Origin of the sequence: Luteimonas sp. 8-5 (assembly GCF_029763755.1) — a bacterium.
GTDB lineage: Bacteria > Pseudomonadota > Gammaproteobacteria > Xanthomonadales > Xanthomonadaceae > Cognatiluteimonas.
Genome location: NZ_JARUVM010000020.1, coordinates 24746 through 42878 on the forward strand (window position 1 = coordinate 24746; position 18133 = coordinate 42878).

General features: G+C 64.0%; 17 protein-coding genes. 5 read left to right on the forward strand and 12 right to left on the reverse strand.

Going from position 1 to position 18133, the window contains the following annotated elements; translation table 11 throughout:
* Window positions 1-5: 5 nt before the first annotated feature.
* From QAA18_RS03665 to QAA18_RS03685, 5 genes are read right to left on the reverse strand one after another with little or no spacing between them, the layout of a single operon-like run.
* Window positions 6-1454: a lipopolysaccharide biosynthesis protein gene (locus tag QAA18_RS03665; RefSeq protein ID WP_279411076.1), complete on the reverse strand. Its 1449-nt coding sequence runs from the start codon at window positions 1452-1454 to the stop codon at window positions 6-8.
* Window positions 1455-2270, reverse strand: coding sequence for a sulfotransferase (locus tag QAA18_RS03670; protein WP_279411077.1), 816 nt, complete (start codon window positions 2268-2270; stop codon window positions 1455-1457).
* Window positions 2270-2971, reverse strand: a complete 702-nt coding sequence (locus QAA18_RS03675) for a WbqC family protein (RefSeq protein ID WP_279411078.1) — start codon at window positions 2969-2971, stop codon at window positions 2270-2272. Before QAA18_RS03675 ends, QAA18_RS03670 begins: the two co-directional genes overlap by 1 nt.
* Window positions 2968-4131 (reverse strand): DegT/DnrJ/EryC1/StrS family aminotransferase, encoded by a 1164-nt coding sequence (locus QAA18_RS03680; protein ID WP_279411080.1) that lies wholly within the window; start codon window positions 4129-4131, stop codon window positions 2968-2970. The genes QAA18_RS03675 and QAA18_RS03680 overlap by 4 nt, the downstream gene beginning before the upstream one ends.
* Before the next feature lie 12 nt (window positions 4132-4143).
* Window positions 4144-4995, reverse strand: a complete 852-nt coding sequence (locus QAA18_RS03685) for a glycosyltransferase family 2 protein (RefSeq protein ID WP_279411083.1) — start codon at window positions 4993-4995, stop codon at window positions 4144-4146.
* A gap of 165 nt (window positions 4996-5160) precedes the next feature.
* On the opposite strand from QAA18_RS03685, the gene pilB reads away from it, so the two are divergent.
* The 4 genes from pilB to coaE are packed head-to-tail and all read left to right on the forward strand — an operon-like array spanning window position 5161 to window position 9684.
* A complete protein-coding gene (gene pilB, locus QAA18_RS03690; RefSeq protein ID WP_279411125.1) occupies window positions 5161-6876 on the forward strand; it encodes a type IV-A pilus assembly ATPase PilB in 1716 nt (571 codons plus the stop codon).
* Window positions 6877-6880: 4 nt separating this feature from the next.
* Window positions 6881-8125 carry a type II secretion system F family protein gene (locus QAA18_RS03695; RefSeq protein ID WP_279411085.1) on the forward strand — a complete coding sequence of 415 codons (1245 nt, stop codon included), beginning with the start codon at window positions 6881-6883 and terminating at the stop codon, window positions 8123-8125.
* Window positions 8126-8168: 43 nt separating this feature from the next.
* Complete coding sequence (locus QAA18_RS03700) at window positions 8169-9032, forward strand: A24 family peptidase (protein WP_279411087.1); 864 nt, start codon at window positions 8169-8171, stop codon at window positions 9030-9032.
* A 31-nt stretch (window positions 9033-9063) separates the two neighbouring features.
* Window positions 9064-9684 (forward strand): dephospho-CoA kinase, encoded by a 621-nt coding sequence (gene coaE / locus QAA18_RS03705; protein ID WP_279411089.1) that lies wholly within the window; start codon window positions 9064-9066, stop codon window positions 9682-9684.
* Here coaE and QAA18_RS03710 read toward each other — a convergent pair.
* The 5 genes from QAA18_RS03710 to QAA18_RS03730 form a co-directional block, all read right to left on the reverse strand.
* A complete protein-coding gene (locus QAA18_RS03710) occupies window positions 9673-9972 on the reverse strand; it encodes an addiction module antidote protein (RefSeq protein WP_279411090.1) in 300 nt (99 codons plus the stop codon). The two genes, coaE and QAA18_RS03710, sit on opposite strands and share 12 nt — an antisense overlap.
* Entirely contained in the window at window positions 9954-10271 is a 318-nt protein-coding gene (locus tag QAA18_RS03715) for a type II toxin-antitoxin system RelE/ParE family toxin (RefSeq protein WP_279411092.1), read from the reverse strand. The genes QAA18_RS03710 and QAA18_RS03715 overlap by 19 nt, the downstream gene beginning before the upstream one ends.
* A 51-nt stretch (window positions 10272-10322) precedes the next feature.
* On the reverse strand, window positions 10323-11237 hold the full coding sequence (locus tag QAA18_RS03720) for a Nudix family hydrolase (RefSeq protein ID WP_279411126.1): 915 nt from the start codon (window positions 11235-11237) through the stop codon (window positions 10323-10325).
* Between the two features lie 79 nt (window positions 11238-11316).
* A complete protein-coding gene (gene secA / locus QAA18_RS03725) occupies window positions 11317-14043 on the reverse strand; it encodes a preprotein translocase subunit SecA (protein WP_279411093.1) in 2727 nt (908 codons plus the stop codon).
* A 116-nt stretch (window positions 14044-14159) separates the two neighbouring features.
* Window positions 14160-15071 (reverse strand): M23 family metallopeptidase, encoded by a 912-nt coding sequence (locus QAA18_RS03730; protein WP_279411094.1) that lies wholly within the window; start codon window positions 15069-15071, stop codon window positions 14160-14162.
* 3 nt (window positions 15072-15074) lie between these two features.
* Here QAA18_RS03730 and QAA18_RS03735 point away from each other — a divergent pair, with 3 nt between their 5' ends.
* Window positions 15075-15512 carry a DUF721 domain-containing protein gene (locus QAA18_RS03735; protein ID WP_279411096.1) on the forward strand — a complete coding sequence of 146 codons (438 nt, stop codon included), beginning with the start codon at window positions 15075-15077 and terminating at the stop codon, window positions 15510-15512.
* Window positions 15513-15628: 116 nt separating this feature from the next.
* On the opposite strand, the gene lpxC is transcribed toward QAA18_RS03735, so the two are convergent.
* Window positions 15629-16543 carry a UDP-3-O-acyl-N-acetylglucosamine deacetylase gene (lpxC, locus tag QAA18_RS03740; protein ID WP_279411097.1) on the reverse strand — a complete coding sequence of 305 codons (915 nt, stop codon included), beginning with the start codon at window positions 16541-16543 and terminating at the stop codon, window positions 15629-15631.
* Between the two features lie 144 nt (window positions 16544-16687).
* Window positions 16688-17944 (reverse strand): cell division protein FtsZ, encoded by a 1257-nt coding sequence (ftsZ, locus tag QAA18_RS03745; RefSeq protein WP_279411099.1) that lies wholly within the window; start codon window positions 17942-17944, stop codon window positions 16688-16690.
* Window positions 17945-18133: the final 189 nt, after the last annotated feature.

An 18133-nucleotide genomic window follows, 5' to 3' on the forward strand; every position in this document is an offset into this window, starting at 1 on the left:
CAGGATTACCTGAGAACAAGCCGCAAGAATCGTGAAAATTCTCGAACGTGAGACAAACCAAAGACCATGCTTGCAATCAAATAGACGGCCGCCGCCACTGGAACCAACACAAGAAGTTGAAGGCTCGCCCCCCCAATGACGTGAGGCCCAAGCAGCCACACCGCTGCAACCATTATGAACGAAGAAACGAATATTCCCAGCAAGACACGCAATTGCGAAATCGCCCCAAACTCCAGGAGGCGGCCGGTATAGAAACAATTCACGACATACGACAGGGCTGCGGTCGCTACTTGACTCCATGCGATAGCCAACAGCCCATATCTACTGGCGATAACCAGGGCAAGAACACCGACGCCCTTCTTGATGAACTCTAGCCTGAGCACCAGTCTGGAATGGCCTTGGGCCAGCAAGGCACTCACGTTGAGTACTTGCAAAGGCCAGACTGCTCCGACCAAGCAAAGAACCTGCAACAGCGGCACAACCGGGAGCCAACGGGCGCCAAACAGAAAGACAACCAGTGGTTCCGCGGTGACGGCTAATCCGGCCATGAGAGGCAGATTGACGAACATGATCATGCGGGAAGCCTTGGCGAATGCCTTCTGCAAGGACAGCTTGTCGGTGGCCGTTCTAGAAAAAGCGGGCAAGGCAACCCGATTGAGCATGTTTGTCAGGAGCGTAGTAGGCAACTGCTGGGTGGACTGCGCCCGGGTATAGAACCCAAGATCAGCTGCGCTGAAGATCTTTCCAATAACGACGCTATAAATCCTTGTATAGAGGGAATCCACGATATTGGCCGCCATTACATGGAAGCCAAAGGAAAAAAGCCCACGGAAGGCCACCCGATCGAAGATCATTTCAGGGCGCCAACGATGTGAAACCCACAGCAGCAGCGTCGAAACGGTCAACTGGATCACCAGTTGCCACGCGAGACTCCATGCACCGTACCCGTTCGAGGCGAGCAGCACCGCCACGCCCCCCGAGATGGCCCACGACCAGAATGTGGCCAGGGTGAGGGGACGAAAGTTCAGCGTCTTGACTAGAAGCGTGGTATGTATCGATCCGAACGCTCCAATCACCACGCTAACCGCCATCAATCGGGTTATGCCCTCTAGCTCGGGTTCCACGAAGAATCTTGCAATTAGTGGAGCGCACAACGAGAGTGCCAGTGCCGCCACGAGGGCCACGACAATATTGAACAGGAAGACGGTTGACTCTTCGCGCCGACCGACATCTTGGCGCTGAATCAAGGCCGTAGATAATCCAGAGTCGACAAAGACATTGGCTACCGCGCTAAACACCAAGACGATGGCCATCAAACCGAACTCAGCTGGTGATACAAGGCGAGCAAGCACCACTGTGATCGCAAATCCAAAGATCGCGCGCAACGCGCCATCCGCGCCGCTCCAAAGCGTGGCACGGTGGGTGCGCGAGGCTAGACTCATCCCGTCTTCCATCTACCCAGCGAGGAACTGGAAAAGCGGTGTACCACGTAGCTCTTCCACCATCATTCTTCCAATATCCGGGTTCAGCTCCGACCCCGGGCTACCCAGGGCACGCCGGCGAAATACACCGTACGTATCGCCGTCGTCTTGGGAGGTGGAGTCTTTTACGAATTGGATCGACTGATTGTCGAGTCCCAGGTTGCAAAAGGTCATGAGACTGGCCAATTCGTCCTGAGGAGCCGCCACCAGATCCTCGTATCGGATCAAGCGGACACGGCTCGGGTATTGGCTCTCGAGGCTCAGCATCAGATTTGCGAAAACCTTCCAACGCTCAAAGCCAAACCAGTTTTCTTCCAATCCTGCGTTTTTCTTAGTTGCGTTACGCCACTCGCTTTCTAGTTCCCATGACGGATCAAATTCGCGCGGGGCGCGCATCCAGGAAGCAAGAACCGACCGCGGATCCCTCACGATCCCGACCACCCTCATTGACGGGGAAACAGTCATTAGATGAGGAAGAAGGCTATGGAATCGAACCTCTTTGTAAACCAGATGGGTTGCATCTTCCTTGTCGAATACCGGCGCTTTCTCAGCCATCCTCGCAGATCCAGTCTGAAGAACGAAAGGATCGTTAGTTGCAAGCAGATCGGAAAAAAAAGATTGAACGTCAACCGGACTTGAGTTCTCGTTTATCCGGCCACGAAACGCATAAGAAAAGAACGGTTGATATCGATAAGCGACTCTTGGATTGCTATTAAACAGTTGCCCGAGCCAACTCGTACCAGAACGAGGCACCCCGTGAATCGCAACGACGTTACTGACTGCTGCCATCAACCAGCCTGCAATTCATACAAAGTAAGTTGTGCTTTTGCTCCGACTACACCCTTATGCATCAGCCCATCGATTATGGAAAGGTACTGCGGCTCGCCGCCCAAGACAGCAGGCGCAACAAGTGTATTTAGAAACGACAGGCTCAAGCCAGCTTCCTCGAAAGTCGACGCATCGTATAGCGCCTTCCCCCCGGGCAAGTTTACGTAATGGGTCGCCCCAACTCGCTGACAGATATCTAGCACCTTGGCTTGCCCCTTAAGCTCGCCGGGCTTCTCTATTTGAGAAGAGAGCATGAACTCGCACTCGATTCCCAGCATTCGCGCGAGGCCGGTCAGCAAACGGGTATTGGCGGTCGCGACATTGCTTTCACCATGATCCAGAAGCGCCGAAATCAGACGCATTGATTCGGCCTTGTAATCTGCTTTCGCGTAGCTCGTGCTCAGGCATCGCTCGACATACCTGACACAATCTGCCCCAGAAAGCTCATAGAAACGTTGATTGATGGGAAGGCTGCGACTTGCTTTTCGTACCGGCATCGTCAACCAGATCGGGCCACTCTCCCCGCGGATCCTGTTGCGGTTGATCCAGCCACGATTTATGTATTGGACGTCATCGAAGATCACGAATGCATCGACGGCATACATCAGTTGGATATAGCCGATGTACGGAAAGAAATATGGCTGCATCACTGCAACTTTCACGCAGCAGCTCCCACCAGCCGGAATACCGTTGCTATCGCGGATACGGCGCCTTCCGGTAGCGCAGGGCCAGTAGGCAGCACAATTACGCGCTCGGCGACGGACTCGGTCTGCTCCAGAAGCAGGCCTGCATGTGGGTAAAGCTCGCGATATGGCTGCATGCGATGGCAGCCTGGCCAGAAGTACTTTCGCGCGAGTATGTTTTCGGCCTGAAGAGCGGAGACGATGGCATCGCGGCGACCGCCGTCTACTTCGACAACCACATACTGGTAGTTCGGATCCGTTGCTGGATCATATTCCAGCAATTTCAATCCCCTCACACCGGCCAGCGCGGTGACGTAATCACCATAGTTCCGACGATTTGCTTCAACGAAGGCGGGCATTGCTTCGAGGTTGACCAGGCCCATTGCTGCGTTTATCTCCGGCATTTTGCCGTTTGTGCCTGGATGGACAACCGTGTCGTAGCCTCGAAAACCGAAGTTGCGCATCAAGCGAACATCTTCGGCTAGCGTATCGTCATTGGTGACAACCGCTCCTCCCTCAAAGGTATTGAACACTTTCGTGGCGTGGAAGCTTAGTACCTCGCAACGTCCACTGCCGCCTATCTTTCTCCCTTGATACGCGCAATCGAATGCATGCGCCGCGTCGAACAGGAGCTGGAGTCCGTTTTCATCGGCGATCTCCTGCAACGCCGCCACCGGGGCCGGTCGCCCCCACAAGTGCACGCCGATGATGCCGGTGGTACGGGGAGTGATCATCTTGCGAACGGAGGCCGGATCCAGATTATGAGTAGCCGGATCGATGTCTGCGAAGACAGGCGTAATCGCTTGCCAATGAAGCGCATGCGCGGTAGCGATAAAGGTATACGAGGGAACAATCACCTCACCTTGCAAGTTCAGCGCACGAATCGCAATTTCCAAAGCGATAGTACCGTTGCACATCGCCACGCAATGGCGGACTCCCAGGCGCTGCGAAATTCGTGCCTCGAGTTCCTGCACCAAGGGACCGTTGTTTGTTAACCAGCGACGGTCATAAAGTTCCGTTGTGTAGCGAAGCAAACTATCGCGATCGCCAAGGTTGGGGCGACCTACGTGAAGAGGCTCGGAGAACGCCGGCGGAGCACCGTTGATGGCTAAATCCGCCGCTGTTCGAATATCTTTCATGTGAGCACCGTTTTACTCGACGCGACGATACGTTAGACCGGTGATTTGCTCGGAAATCAGGCCAATTAGAAAGACGATGACCGCCGCACTTAACAACAACGCGCTCATGTTCGTGAACCTGCCCTCGTAAAAGAAGGTCCACCCGTACCAACCCAAGCCCATCCCCACAAATGACAGGGCCACCGGAGCAAATAGCTTCAACGGCGAGTACAACGTCGCAATCCTGAAAATGATCAGCAGGAATCGCAACCCGTCACGCACCGGCTTGATATGGCTCTTTCCGATCCGCGCCGCCACCGGTATCGGCACATAGGCCACGGGATACGCGCTGCGGAAGAACGCCATGGTGCTCGTGGTCGGGTAGCTGAACCCGTTCGGCAGCAGGTGCAGGAACTGGCGGAAGCGCTCTGCCCTCGCGACACGGAACCCGGAGGTCAGGTCCGCGATGCGATGACCGGTCATCCAGGTCGCCAGGCGGTTGTAGAAGGCATTGGCCAGGCCACGGCCGACGTTCGCCTGCCCACTGCCGCTGCGCGCGCCCACGACCATGTCGTAGCCCTCGTCCAGCTTCTCCAGCAGGCGCGGGATCAGTGCCGGGTCGTGCTGCCCGTCGGCGTCCATGAACACGAGGATCTCGCCGCTGGCGGCGCGCGCCCCGCGCTTGATGGCCGCACCATTGCCCATGGAGTACGGCGCCGAGAGGACACGCGCACCGTATTCGGTGGCCACGGCCGCGGTGTCGTCGGTGGAGCCGTCGTCGACGACGATGACTTCCGCCTCCGGGAACAGGGCGCGCAGGCCCGGCAGGGTCTGGCGCAGGCCGGGAGCCTCGTTCTTGGCGGGCAGGATGATGGATAGGTGCATTCTTGGTCCCCCTGGTGGCAAGGGTAGCGGATATCGCGGCTTCCGCCGCTCCCACGGGGCGGACTGTGACGGGCGTGGCATTCGCGGGGCGGGGGGATTGCGGTAAAGTCCGGGATGGGGAATTGAGAGGGTTTCGCGATGGCGACCGCCTTGCACGCCAACCTGGTGGGGATCACCGGCATCGCCCGGCGCCTGGTCATGGACGGGGCATTGGCCGAGGACGCGGCCCGCGAGGCCCTGGACGCGGCCGGCAAGGCCCGCAAGCCCATCGCCCAGTACCTGATCGAGAACAAGCTGGTGATGCCGGCGCAGATGGCTGCCGCCAACGCGATCGAGTTCGGCATGCCGCTCTTCGACATCAGCGCGATGGACCCCACCCAGACCGCGATCAAGATGGTCAGCGAAGAACTGGTGCGCAAGCATTGCGCCCTGCCGCTGTTCAAGCGCGGCAAGCGCCTGTTCGTGGGCATCGCGGATCCGACCAACACCCGCGCCCTGGACGACTTCAAGTTCCAGACCAACCTCGCGGTCGAGGCGATCCTGGTCGACGAGGACCGGATCAAGGCCGCGATCGACAAGTGGCTGGAGTCGGCCAACGCCCTGGAAGACGCCATGGGCGGCGGCGACGAGGACGAGGACTTCGAGAACCTCGACGTCAGCAGCGGCGACGACGACGACCTGGACGGCGGCGAAGCCGGCGTCGACGCCAAGGGCGACGACACCCCGGTGGTCAAGTTCGTCAACAAGGTGCTGGTCGACAGCATCCGCCGCGGCGCCTCGGACATCCACTTCGAACCCTACGAAACCGAGTACCGGGTGCGCCTGCGCATCGACGGCATCCTCAAGCAGGTGGCCAAGGTGCCGGTGAAGATGAGCCCGCGCATCGCCGCGCGCCTGAAGGTGATGTCGCAGCTCGACATCGCCGAGAAGCGCGTGCCGCAGGACGGCCGCATCAAGCTCAACCTGAGCAAGACCAAGCAGATCGACTTCCGCGTCAGCACCCTGCCGACCCTGTTCGGCGAGAAGATCGTGCTGCGTATCCTCGACGGCGGCGCGGCCAAGCTCGGCATCGAGAAGCTGGGCTACGAGGAGGACCAGAAGCAGCTGTTCCTCGACGCCATCGCCAAGCCGTATGGCATGGTCCTGGTCACCGGCCCCACCGGCTCGGGCAAGACCGTGTCCCTGTACACGGCGCTGAACATCCTCAACGACGAGTCGCGCAACATCAGCACCGTCGAGGACCCGGTGGAAATCCGCCTGCCCGGCGTCAACCAGGTGCAGCAGAACGTCAAGCGCGGCATGACCTTCGCCGCGGCGCTGCGCTCCTTCCTGCGCCAGGACCCGGACGTGATCATGGTCGGCGAAATCCGCGACCTGGAAACCGCGGAAATCGCGGTCAAGGCCGCTCAGACCGGCCATATGGTGCTCTCCACGCTGCACACCAACGATGCGCCGCAGACGATCTCCCGCCTGATGAACATGGGCATCGCCCCGTTCAACATCACCTCCTCGGTCACCGTGGTGATCGCCCAGCGCCTGGCCAGGCGCCTGCACGACGCCTGCAAGAAACCGCAGGAGTTGCCGGAAGCCGCACTGCTGGCCGAAGGCTTCACCGAGGAAGAGATCAAGGCCGGCATGACCATCTACGAGGCCGGCGGCTGTTCCGAATGCACAGAGGGTTACAAGGGCCGTACCGGCATCTACCAGGTGATGCCGATGACCGAGGAGATCCAGGCGATTGTCCTGGCCGGCGGCAACGTGCAGCAGATCGCCGAGGCCGCGCAGCAGTCGAAGGTGCGCGACCTGCGCCAGTCGGCCATGCTCAAGGTCAAGAACGGCATCACCAGCCTCGCCGAAATCAACCGCGTGACCAAGGACTGACGCCATGGCAGCCAGCCGATCCGCCGCAAAGAGCAGCCTCCGCGACGAGCTGAAGCTCTACGTCTGGGAAGGCGTCGACAAGCGCGGCACCAAGATGAAGGGCGAGCAGCCGTCCAAGAGCGAGAACTTCGTTCGCGCCGAGCTGCGCAAGATGGGCATCACCCCGACCTCGGTGCGGCCCAAGCCCAAGCCACTGTTCGGCAGCGCCGGCAAGAAGGTGACCCCGGGCGACATCGCGGTGTTCAGCCGCCAGCTCGCCACGATGATGAAGTCCGGCGTGCCGATCGTCGGCGGCCTGGAGATCATCGCCGGCGGGCAGAAGAACCCCAAGGCCAAGGAGCTCTACAGCGACATCCGCAGCAGCATCGAGGGCGGCAGCTCGCTGCATGAATCGCTGGGCAAGCACCCGGTGCAGTTCGACGAGCTCTACCGCAACCTGGTCCATGCCGGCGAGACCGCGGGCGTGCTGGAGACGGTGCTCGACACCATCGCCAGCTACAAGGAAAACATCGAATCGCTGAAGGGCAAGATCAAGAAGGCCCTGTTCTATCCGGCGACGGTGATCGCGGTGGCGATCCTGGTCAGCGCCGTGCTGTTGATCTTCGTGGTGCCGCAGTTCCAGAACGTGTTCGCCAGCTTCGGCGCGGACCTGCCAGCGTTCACCAAGATGATCATCGCCGCCTCGGACTTCATGATCGCCTGGTGGTGGGCGGTGCTGTTCGTTGTGGGCGGCACTATCGGCGGTCTCATCTACATCAAGAATCGTTCGCTGAAGGTCCAGCATTTCCTCGACCGGGCGATTCTGAAGCTGCCCGTCGTCGGCCAGATCATGCACAACTCGGCGATCGCCCGCTTCTCTCGCACCCTTGCCGTGACCTTCCAGGCCGGCGTGCCGCTGGTGGAGGCGCTGGACATCGTTGCCGGCGCCACCGGCAACACGGTGTACGAACAGGCAGTCAAGCGCATCCGCGACGACGTCTCGGTCGGTTACCAGGTGAACATGGCGATGAAGCAGGTCGGCCTGTTCCCGCACATGGTGATCCAGATGGCCGCCATCGGCGAGGAAGCCGGCGCCCTGGACGCGATGCTGTACAAGGTGGCGGAGTTCTACGAGCAGGAGGTCAACAACGCGGTCGACGCGCTGTCCAGCCTGCTCGAGCCGCTGATCATGATCTTCATCGGCGGCATCGTGGGCGCGATGGTGGTCGGCATGTACCTCCCGATCTTCAAGCTCGCCGCCGCGATCTGAAGCCGCAGGAGCGCGCCTTGCGCGCGACAGCAAAAGGACCCGAATGGCCTTTCTGGACCAGAACCCCGCTTTGGGCTATCCCCTCGCCGCCGGCCTCGGCCTGATGCTCGGCAGCTTCCTCAACGTGGTGATCCTGCGCCTGCCGCGGCGCCTGGAATGGCAGTGGAAGCGCGACAGCCTGGAGATCCTGGGCGAGCCGGAGATCTACGATCCGCCGCCGCCCGGCATCGTGGTCGAGCGTTCGCACTGCCCGCACTGCAAGCACGGGCTGTCCTGGTTCGAGAACATCCCGGTGCTGAGCTGGGTTGCCTTGGGCGGCAAGTGCCGCAACTGCAAGGCGCCCATTTCCATCCAGTACCCGTTGGTCGAACTGCTGACCATGCTGCTGGTGCTGTGCTGCGTCTGGAGGTTCGGCTTCGGCTGGCAGGGCTTCGGCGCGATCGTGTTCACCTGCTACCTCGTCGCCGCCTCCGGCATCGACCTGCGCACCCAGCTGTTGCCCGACCAGCTGACCTTGCCGCTGATGTGGCTGGGCCTGGTGGCCAGCATCGATTCGCTCTACCTGCCGGCCAAGCCGGCGCTGGTGGGCGCCATCATCGGCTACCTGAGCCTGTGGTCGGTGTGGTGGGTGTTCAAGCAGCTCACCGGCAAGGAAGGCATGGGCCACGGCGACTTCAAGCTGCTGGCGGCCATGGGCGCCTGGTTCGGCTTGAACGGCATCCTGCCCACGATCCTGCTGTCGTCGCTGGTCGGCGCCATCGTCGGCTCGATCTGGCTGTACGCCAAGGGCCGCGACCGTGCCACGCCGATTCCATTCGGGCCCTACCTGGCCATCGCCGGCTGGATCACCTTCTTTTGGGGCGAGGACCTGGTCGGCGCCTACCTGCGCTTCGCCGGCCTGGCATGAGCCTCGGGCCATGCTCAGCTAGCATGGCCCCATGAGCGATTTCATCATCGGCCTCACTGGCGGCGTCGCCTCCGGCAAGAGCGCGGTCGCAGAACAGTTCGCCGCCCTGGGCGTGTACGTGGCCGATGCCGACGTGGCCGCGCGCGAGGTGGTGGCCATCGGTTCGCCGGGACTCGAGGCTGTAGTCCAAGCTTTCGGCGCCGGCGTACTGGACGCTTCCGGCGGCCTGGACCGGGCGGCGATGCGTCGCCGCATCTTCGACGACGAGGCCGCCCGACTGACCCTGGAAAGCATCATCCATCCGCAGGTGCGCTCCGCCCTGCGCGCCGAGTGCGAAGCCGCTCCCGGCCCCTACGCCATCGCCGCGATCCCGCTGCTGGCCGAGGGCGGCGGCCGCGCTGCCTATCCCTGGCTGGACCGGATCCTGGTGGTCGACGTGCCGGTGGAGGTCCAGATCGAGCGACTGCTGCAGCGCGACGGCATCGATCGCTCCCTGGCCGAGCGCATGGTCGCCGCCCAGGCCAGCCGCGAAGCGCGCCTGGCGATCGCCGACGACATTCTGGTCAATACCGCCGAGCTGTCCGCCCTGCGCGCCCAGGTCGCCGGGCTTGATGCGCGATACCGACGCCTGGGGATTTCTTCAGACCGGTAAAACGGTGATCTTCAGGCCCAGGGCATGGGCCACCTTGGAAACCGTCGCAAAACTGGGATTCCCCTCTCCCGACAATGCCTTGTAGAGACCCATGCGCGACAAGCCCGTCAGTTCGGCCAGGTGGGTGATGTTTCGTGCGCGGGCGACGTCCCCGAGCGCGGCCACGAACAACGCCGGATCGTTCTCTTCGGCGCACGCCGTGAGGTACGCGGCGATGTCGGCCTCGGTTTCCAGATAGTCCGCCGTGTCATAACGGGCGAACTTTTCCCTCACTCTGGTCTTGGCCACGTTGAATCCTCCCATTGCTTTGCAATGTACTGCGCGCGCTCGATGTCCTGGTCCTGCGTGGACTTGTCACCGCCGCACAACAGCAACACCATCATATGGTTGCGACAGATGTAGTAGATCCGGTAACCAGGTCCATGGTCGATCTTGATCTCACAGATTCCGCGTTTCAGAACCCGGTGCTGGCCCGGATTTCCCAACGAAAGCCGGCGGATCCGGACCTCGATACGCGTCTTCGCCTGACGGTCACGCAATCCTCGCAACCAAGCATCGAATGAGTCGCTTCGCAGGATCTCGAGCACTCACCGAAAGTAAACTGTAGTTTATTTAATGTAAACTATAGTTGAATTGCGTTAGCGCCACAAACTCCTGATCGCCGCGACACCCTGGGCGCCATGCGCACGAGCGGTGGCGGTGTCCTCTGGGCCGAGGCCGCCGATGGCATAGATCGGCAGCGTGCAGCTCTCGCGCAGGGCCGCGAACGCCTCCCAGCCGATCCCCGGGGCCCCAGGATGGGACGGAGTCGCCTTGACCGGCCCCAGCACCGCGAAATCGCAACGCAGGCGCTCGGCGTGGGCCAAGTCGGCGGCGTCGTGGCAGGAGGCGGCGACCGGTAGCGCCGCCGGTAGCGGGCGCTGGCCCAAGCTGGCCAGTTGCGCGGCCTTGAGGTGCACCCCTACCCGCAACTCGCGGGCCAGGGCGATGTCGCCGTTGAGTAGCACCTCGACGTCGCCGGCGCGGCACAGGGCCGCCGCATCCCGCACCAGTGCAGGCGGGGCGTTGCGCAGGTGGATCCGGCGGATGCTGTCGGTGTCGACGGCCCGCTCCAGGGCAGCCAGCCAGGCACCGTGGTCGCCATCGTCGGCGGCGGGGGTCACCAGGTAGCGGTCCGGCTGCAGCAGCGCCGCTACCACCGGCCGATCGGCGCCGGGCATGGCGTAGCTGGTGAGCTTGTGCGGCGGCACCCAGGCCAGCGCCTGGCTGTCCAGGCCCTTGGGCGTGCCCTGCCAGGCGTCGACCCGGCGCACGTCCAGCCGCAGGCGCTTGTGCGGGTAACGGCAGGGTACGGAGATCACCGCCGGCCCGATCTCCGGGACGATGCCCAGTTCTTCGTGCAGTTCGCGCGCCAGCGCGGCTTCGGGCGTCTCGCCGGGCTCGCGCTTGCCGCCCGGGAATTCCCACAGCCCGGCCAGGTCGCGGCCCTCGGTGCGGCGGGCCAGGAGGATGCGGCCAGTGGCGTCCGCGATGACGGCCGCCATGACGTGGATGGATGGCTCGGATTCTTCGGCCGCAGCTTCCCCCGCTCCTGCCGAGTCCCGAGTCCCGAGTCCCGAGTCCCGACTTTCCTCAGGCCAGCTGGCCATGGCAGTGCTTGAACTTCTTGCCGCTGCCGCACGGGCACGGATCGTTGCGGCCGACCTTGGCCATGGCAGCCTGGGCACGAGCCTGCGCCTGCTGCGCCTCTTCGTCGGCGCCGAGTCCACCGGAGTCCGCGTGCTGGAACTGCATCTGCTGCTCCACGCGCTGGGCCGCGGCGCGCTCGGCCGCTTCCATCGCCGCGACTTCCTCTTCACTGCGGATACGCACCCGCGCCAGCAGCGTCACCATGTCGTGCTTGACCTTGTCCAGCAGTTCGCCGAACAGGTTGAAGGCTTCGTGCTTGTACTCCTGCTTCGGCTGCTTCTGGGCGTAGCCGCGCAGGTGGATGCCCTGGCGCAGGTAGTCCATGCGCGCCAGGTGCTGCTTCCAGTTGTCGTCGAGCACGCTGAGCATGATGTGCTTCTCGACCGCGCGCATGGTGTCGTGGCCGACCTGCTGTTCCTTGGCCTCGAACAGCTTGCGCACCTGGTCCTGCACTTCCTCGGCGATGGCTTCGGCGTCGATTTCCTTGCGCCGCGCGATCTCGTCGGCGAGCCCGGGTTGCAGGCCGAAGCTGGCGGCGAGCTCGGCCTCGAGGCCGGGGATGTCCCACTGCTCGTCGACCGAGTTGTCCGGCACGAAGCGGCGGACCAGGTCGGCGACCACGTCCTCGCGGATGCCGTCGATGTTCTCCTTGACGCTGTCGGCTTCCAGCAGCTCGTTGCGCTGCTGGTAGATGACCTTGCGCTGGTCGTTGTTGACGTCGTCGAAGTCGAGCAGGTTCTTGCGGATGTCGAAGTTGTGCGACTCGACCTTGCGCTGCGCGTTGGCGATCTGCTTGGAGACCATCGCGCTTTCGATGATGTCGTCTTCCTTCAGGCCCATCCGCGCCATCACCTTCTGCACCCAGTCGGACGCGAAGATGCGCATCAGGTTGTCTTCCAGCGACAGGTAGAAGCGGCTGGAGCCCGGGTCGCCCTGGCGGCCGGAGCGGCCGCGCAGCTGGTTGTCGATGCGCCGCGACTCGTGGCGCTCGGTGCCGAGGATGTGCAGGCCGCCGGCCGCCTTGACCTGGTCGTGGCGCTGCTGCCACTCGGCCTTGAGCTTCTCGCGCGTGGCCTCGTCGACCGGCGCGCCGGTCTCGGCCTCGATCGCTGCGATCTCCGCCTCCAGCGAGCCGCCGAGCACGATGTCGGTGCCGCGGCCGGCCATGTTGGTGGCGATGGTGACCGCGCCCGGGCGGCCGGCCTGGGCGACGATCTGCGCCTCGCGCTCGTGCTGCTTGGCGTTGAGCACTTCGTGCGGGATGCCTGCGGCATCGAGCTGCTCGCCGAGCATCTCGGAGACTTCGATCGAGGTGGTGCCGACCAGGACCGGCTGGCCCTTGGCGTGCACTTCCTTGATCTCGTTGATCACCGCGCGGTACTTGCCGGCGCGGTTGAGGAACACCGCGTCGGGGTGGTCCTTGCGCACCATCGGCCGGTTGGTCGGGATCACCACCACTTCCAGGCCGTAGATCGACTGGAACTCGTAGGCCTCGGTGTCGGCGGTGCCGGTCATGCCGGCAAGCTTGCCGTACATGCGGAACAGGTTCTGGAAGGTGATCGACGCCAGCGTCTGGTTCTCGCGCTGGACGTTCACGCGCTCCTTGGCCTCGATCGCCTGGTGCAGGCCGTCGGACCAGCGGCGCCCGGCCAGGGTGCGGCCGGTGAATTCGTCGACGATGATCACCTCGCCGTCGCGGACGATGTAGTCCACGTCGCGCTGGTAGATGGCGTGCGCGCGCAGCGCGGCGTTGAGGTGGTGGACGACGTGGATGTTGTGCGAGGCATACAGGCTGTCCTCGTCGCCGCTGAGGATCCCGGCCTGGCGCAGCAGGCCTTCGGCCTTCTCCTGGCCTTCCTCGGACAGGTGCACCTGCTTGCCCTTCTCGTCGACCCAGTAGTCGCCCTCGCCTTCCTCTTCCTTCTGCCGGGTGAGGTGCGGGACGATCTGGTCGACCTTGATGTACAGCTCCGGCGAGTCGTCGGTAGGGCCGGAAATGATCAGCGGGGTACGGGCCTCGTCGATCAGGATCGAGTCGACCTCGTCGACGATGGCGAAGTTGAGGCCGCGCTGGAAACGGTCGTTCTTCGACAGCGCCATGTTGTCGCGCAGGTAGTCGAAGCCGATCTCGTTGTTGGTGGCGTAGGTGATGTCCGCGCCGTAGGCCGCGTGCTTGTCCTGGTGCGGCATGCCCGGGTAGACCACGCCGACGCTCAGGCCCAGCCAGTTGTACAGCCGGCCCATCCAGGCCGAGTCGCGGCGCGCCAGGTAGTCGTTGACCGTGACCACGTGCACGCCCTTGCCGGTGAGGGCATTGAGGTATGTCGGCAGGGTCCCGACCAGGGTCTTGCCCTCGCCGGTGCGCATCTCGGCGATCTTGCCCATGTGCAGGACCATGCCGCCGATCAGCTGCACGTCGTAGTGGCGCATGCCCAGGACGCGGATGCTGGCCTCGCGGCAGACCGCGAAGGCCTCGGGCAGGATCTTGTCGAGCGATTCGCCGTCGGCGATGCGTTGCTGGAACTCCGGCGTCTTGGCCTTGAGCTGTTCGTCGCTGAGCGCCTTCATCTGCGGCTCGAGCGCGTTGATCTTCTTGACGATGCCGCCGAGTTGCTTGAGCAGGCGCTCGTTACGGCTGCCGAAGACGCTGGTAAGCAAACGATTGAACATTGTGTATCCGGATGGCGGGCCGGGACCGGCCCGGAAACGAAAAAGGGCGCGAGGCGCCCTTTTCACGGCAACTACGGATTGTATCGTGGAGGCGCCCCTCGAGGAATCAAGGGTGACTACAGGAACTTGCGGGGGTCCACCACGCGGCCGCGATCCCAGACCTCGAAGTGGACGTGGGCCCCGGTGGAGCGGCCGGTGGAGCCGGCACGGGCCACCTGCTGGCCGGCGCGCACCAGGTCGCCGACGTGCACCAGCAGGCCGGAATTGTGCGCATAGCGGGTCACGTAACCGTTGCCATGGTCGATCTCGACGACCTTGCCGTAGCCGGAGCGGACGCCGGCATAGCTGACCACGCCGCTGCCGACGGCCAGGACCGGATCGCCGGTGTTGGCGTGGAAATCGATGCCGCGGTGGTACTGGCTGCCGCGGCCGAAGGGATCGGCGCGGCGGCCGAAGCGCGAGGTGATGTAGCTGCCGGCGATCGGCGTGCGCGACGGCATGGCCTCGCGGTCGAGCTTCTGGTTGAACAGCAGCGACTCGAGCACCGACAGCTGTGCACCGGAGGCGTCGAACTGGGTGTCGAGCTGGTCGAGGCTGGCGCGCAGCTCGGCCGACGGCATGTCGCGGACCGGGCCTTCGCCGCCCACGCCCACTGGCGCCTGGAAGTCGAACTCGCCGTCGTCGAACTTGCCCACGTGGGCCAGGCGCTCGCCCAGCGCATTGAGGCGGTTGGCCTGGGCCTGCAGCTCGCCGACGCGCGCGGCCAGGGCATTGATCTCCTGCTGGGCCTGGCGCTGCACCGCGACCAGCTGCTCCTGCTGCTCGGCGGCATGCGCCTGCAGCATCGTGACCTGGGCGAAACCGACGCCCGTCCGCGCGCCGGCGCCCAGCGCTATGCCCGCGGCCAGCAGCACGGTTGCGGCGACCAGCGGCTGGCGCGAGGCGACCGCGCCCGCATGGTCGACGGCGTGCCCGATGCGGGTGCGCAGGTTGGCGATCAAGTTGTGCAACGGGTTGTGTAAAGTCATGCGATGTCCAAGTCCGAGCGCTCCACGCGCCCTGCTGGCCCGCAAAAAGCCCTCGATGCGCTCTTTGCCGGCAGTACCGCCGATCCCTTGCGCCGGGCCCTCTGGCTCGACGCCCTGGAACAGCGGCTGCGTCCCCACCTGCCTCCTTCCGTCGCCGCGCACGCGAGGTTCGCGAACGTGGAAGGCGCCAGGCTGGTATTCCTCGTCGATTCGCCGGTCTGGCGGGCGCGCCTGCGCCTCGCTTCGGCCGAGCTCCTCGACGCAGCCCGTGTCGTGGGGCTGCAATGCGACGAGGTCGTGGTCAAGACCGCGACTTCGCCGCTGTGGCCGGATCCTCCGGCCCCTCGCCGCCCCATCCCGCTGTCGGCAGCCACGCGCGAAGCCCTGGCTGCCGCACTGGCGTCCCTGGAGGAGGGTCCGGCCGGCGACGGGCAATCCTAACGGGTCAAGGGGACGTGAAAAGTTAAGCAAGCCCGCGATTTCGTTAAGAAATCGTTAGCGAAATGAATCGCAGCAGGTCGGACGCGGCGACAGTGCGCCGGAGTGTGACGGGCGTCTCAGGTTGCGGCTGCGGCCGCGCCTACATAGGAAGCCGGGGCCTGGGCCGGATCCTCGAAGGTCACCTCTTCCCAGGCGGACTGCTCGGACAGCAGGGCGCGGACCAGCTTGTTGTTCAGGGCGTGGCCCGACTTGTGCGCCTCGTAGGCGCCGATGATCGGGTGGCCGGCCAGGTACAGGTCGCCCACCGCGTCGAGGATCTTGTGGCGCACGAATTCGTCGGCGTAGCGCAGGCCGTCGTCGTTGAGCACCCGGAATTCGTCAAGGACGATGGCGTTGTCCATCGAGCCGCCCAGGCCCAGGTTCCGCTCGCGCATGAACTCCAGGTCGCGCATGAAGCCGAAGGTGCGGGCGCGGCTGACTTCCCTGATGTAGGTCTCGGCCGAGAACTCGACCACCGCCCGCGACTGCGCGGTCGGGATGGCCGGGTGGTTGAACTCGACGGTGAAGTCGAGCTTGAAGCCGTCGTGGGGCACGAACCGGGCGACCTTGTCGCCGTCGCGGACCTCGACCGGATGCTTGATGCGGATGAAGCGCTTGGGCGCGGCCTGGTCGACCAGGCCCGCCGACTGCAGCAGGAACACGAACGGACCGGCCGAGCCGTCCATGATCGGTACCTCGGCCGCGGACAGCTCGACATAGGCGTTGTCGATACCCAGGCCGGCGAAGGCCGACATCAGGTGCTCGATGGTCATCACCCTGGCCTCGCCGACCGACAGGCCGGTGCAGAGCATGGTCTCGGTGACCAGCTCGGCGTCCGCCTTGATGTCCACCGCCGGATCCAGGTCCACCCTGCGGAACACGATGCCGGTGTCGGCGGCAGCCGGGCGCAGGGTCAGGTAGACCTTCTCGCCGCTGTGCAGGCCGACGCCGGTGGCGCGGATGACATTCTTGAGGGTGCGCTGGGGAAGCATCAGGACGCGGAGTTTACTCCTCGGAAGCCTGAACCTGAACAGAAGAAACCAAAAAGGGGACGGAGGTAATTAAATGCCCCGCGGTTCACATCCGACGCGAAGGGGACGGAGGCATTTAATTACCTCCGTCCCCTTTTTTGGTGCTCAGTCGGCCTGGCGGCGGAGGAACGCCGGGATGTCCAGGTAGCTGCTGTCGCCGCCGAAGTCGGCCACCGGCGGGGTCGCGGCCTCGCTGGCGGCACCGGCGGCGGAGCCGCTGCGGCCACGCAGGGCCGAGGCGATGCCGTTGCCCGGGGTATACGGATCGGCGACCTCGTCGATCAGCATCCCGGTGGTGCCGTCGCGCTTGCCCTGGTTGTGGATCAGCTGCACCTGCGGGCGACGGCCGGTCTCGCGGCCGTAATCGCGGTCGTCGGCGCGTACCGTCTGCCGCGCGACCGCGCGGTTGAGGCCGGTGGCGACCACGGTGACGCGGACGTCGTCCTGCATGTCCGGGTCGAGCACGGTGCCGATGACCACGGTCGCATCCTCGCTGGCGAAGTTCTCCACCGTGCGGCCGACCTCGTCGAACTCGGCCATGGTGAAGTCCGGGCCCGCGGTGATGTTGACCAGGATGCCGTTGGCGCCGGCCAGGTTGACGTCGTCGAGCAGCGGGTTCTGGATCGCCGACTCGGCGGCGGCCTGCGCGCGGTCGTCGCCGCGTGCGTGGCCGGTACCCATCATCGCCAGGCCCATCTCGCTCATCACTGTGCGCACGTCGGCGAAGTCGACGTTGATCAGGCCCGGGCGCACGATCAGGTCGGCGATGCCCTGCACGGCGCCGAGCAGCACGTCGTTGGCCGCGCGGAACGCCTGGATCATGGTCGCGTTGCGGCCCAGCACGGTGATCAGCTTCTCGTTCGGGATCGTGATCAGCGAATCGCAGTGCTGGCTCAGCTCGTCGATGCCCTTGAGCGCGACCTGCATGCGCCGGCGGCCTTCGAACGGGAACGGCTTGGTGACCACGGCCACCGTGAGAATGCCCATCTCCTTGGCCAGCTGCGCCACCACCGGCGCCGCGCCGGTACCGGTGCCGCCGCCCATGCCGGCGGTGATGAACACCATGTCGGCGCCCTGCAGCGCATCCATGATCTTCTCGCGGTCCTCGAGCGCGGCCTGGCGGCCGACTTCCGGGTTCGCACCCGCGCCCAGGCCCTTGGTGACGTTGCCGCCGAGCTGCAGCTGCAGCTTGGCGCCGCAGTTCTTGATCGCCTGCGCGTCGGTGTTGGCGGTGATGAACTCCACCCCGTCGACGCTGCTGCTGACCATGTGCGCCACGGCATTGCCGCCACCGCCGCCCACGCCGACCACCTTGATGACCGCGTTCGGGGCCATTTTTTCAACCAGCTCGAAATGTGCCATGACTTTGTCCTCTTTTATCGGGGTTTTTTAGTTATGTGGTGCTTTGACGAGCGGGAGTGGGGAATGGGGAATGAGGGGAATGGTTGGGTCCTCGCTACCCATTGCTTCGTCCCGGATCGGGGCTTTCACTGAAATTTTCGTCATCGTCGTTTCCTTCGTGCGCCTCGCACGACCCATTCCCCATTCCCT

Bases quoted from the DNA above. Each gene is read 5' to 3' on its own strand.
- QAA18_RS03665 (WP_279411076.1), bottom strand. From the start codon at position 1,454: ATGGAAGACGGGATGAGTCTAGCCTCGCGCACCCACCGTGCCACGCTT.
- QAA18_RS03670 (WP_279411077.1), bottom strand. From the start codon at position 2,270: ATGGCAGCAGTCAGTAACGTCGTTGCGATTCACGGGGTGCCTCGTTCT.
- QAA18_RS03680 (WP_279411080.1), bottom strand. From the start codon at position 4,131: ATGAAAGATATTCGAACAGCGGCGGATTTAGCCATCAACGGTGCTCCG.
- QAA18_RS03685 (WP_279411083.1), bottom strand. From the start codon at position 4,995: ATGCACCTATCCATCATCCTGCCCGCCAAGAACGAGGCTCCCGGCCTG.
- QAA18_RS03695 (WP_279411085.1), top strand. From the start codon at position 6,881: ATGGCAGCCAGCCGATCCGCCGCAAAGAGCAGCCTCCGCGACGAGCTG.
- QAA18_RS03700 (WP_279411087.1), top strand. From the start codon at position 8,169: ATGGCCTTTCTGGACCAGAACCCCGCTTTGGGCTATCCCCTCGCCGCC.
- coaE (WP_279411089.1), top strand. From the start codon at position 9,064: ATGAGCGATTTCATCATCGGCCTCACTGGCGGCGTCGCCTCCGGCAAG.
- secA (WP_279411093.1), bottom strand. From the start codon at position 14,043: ATGTTCAATCGTTTGCTTACCAGCGTCTTCGGCAGCCGTAACGAGCGC.
- QAA18_RS03730 (WP_279411094.1), bottom strand. From the start codon at position 15,071: ATGACTTTACACAACCCGTTGCACAACTTGATCGCCAACCTGCGCACC.
- QAA18_RS03735 (WP_279411096.1), top strand. From the start codon at position 15,075: ATGTCCAAGTCCGAGCGCTCCACGCGCCCTGCTGGCCCGCAAAAAGCC.
- lpxC (WP_279411097.1), bottom strand. From the start codon at position 16,543: ATGCTTCCCCAGCGCACCCTCAAGAATGTCATCCGCGCCACCGGCGTC.
- ftsZ (WP_279411099.1), bottom strand. From the start codon at position 17,944: ATGGCACATTTCGAGCTGGTTGAAAAAATGGCCCCGAACGCGGTCATC.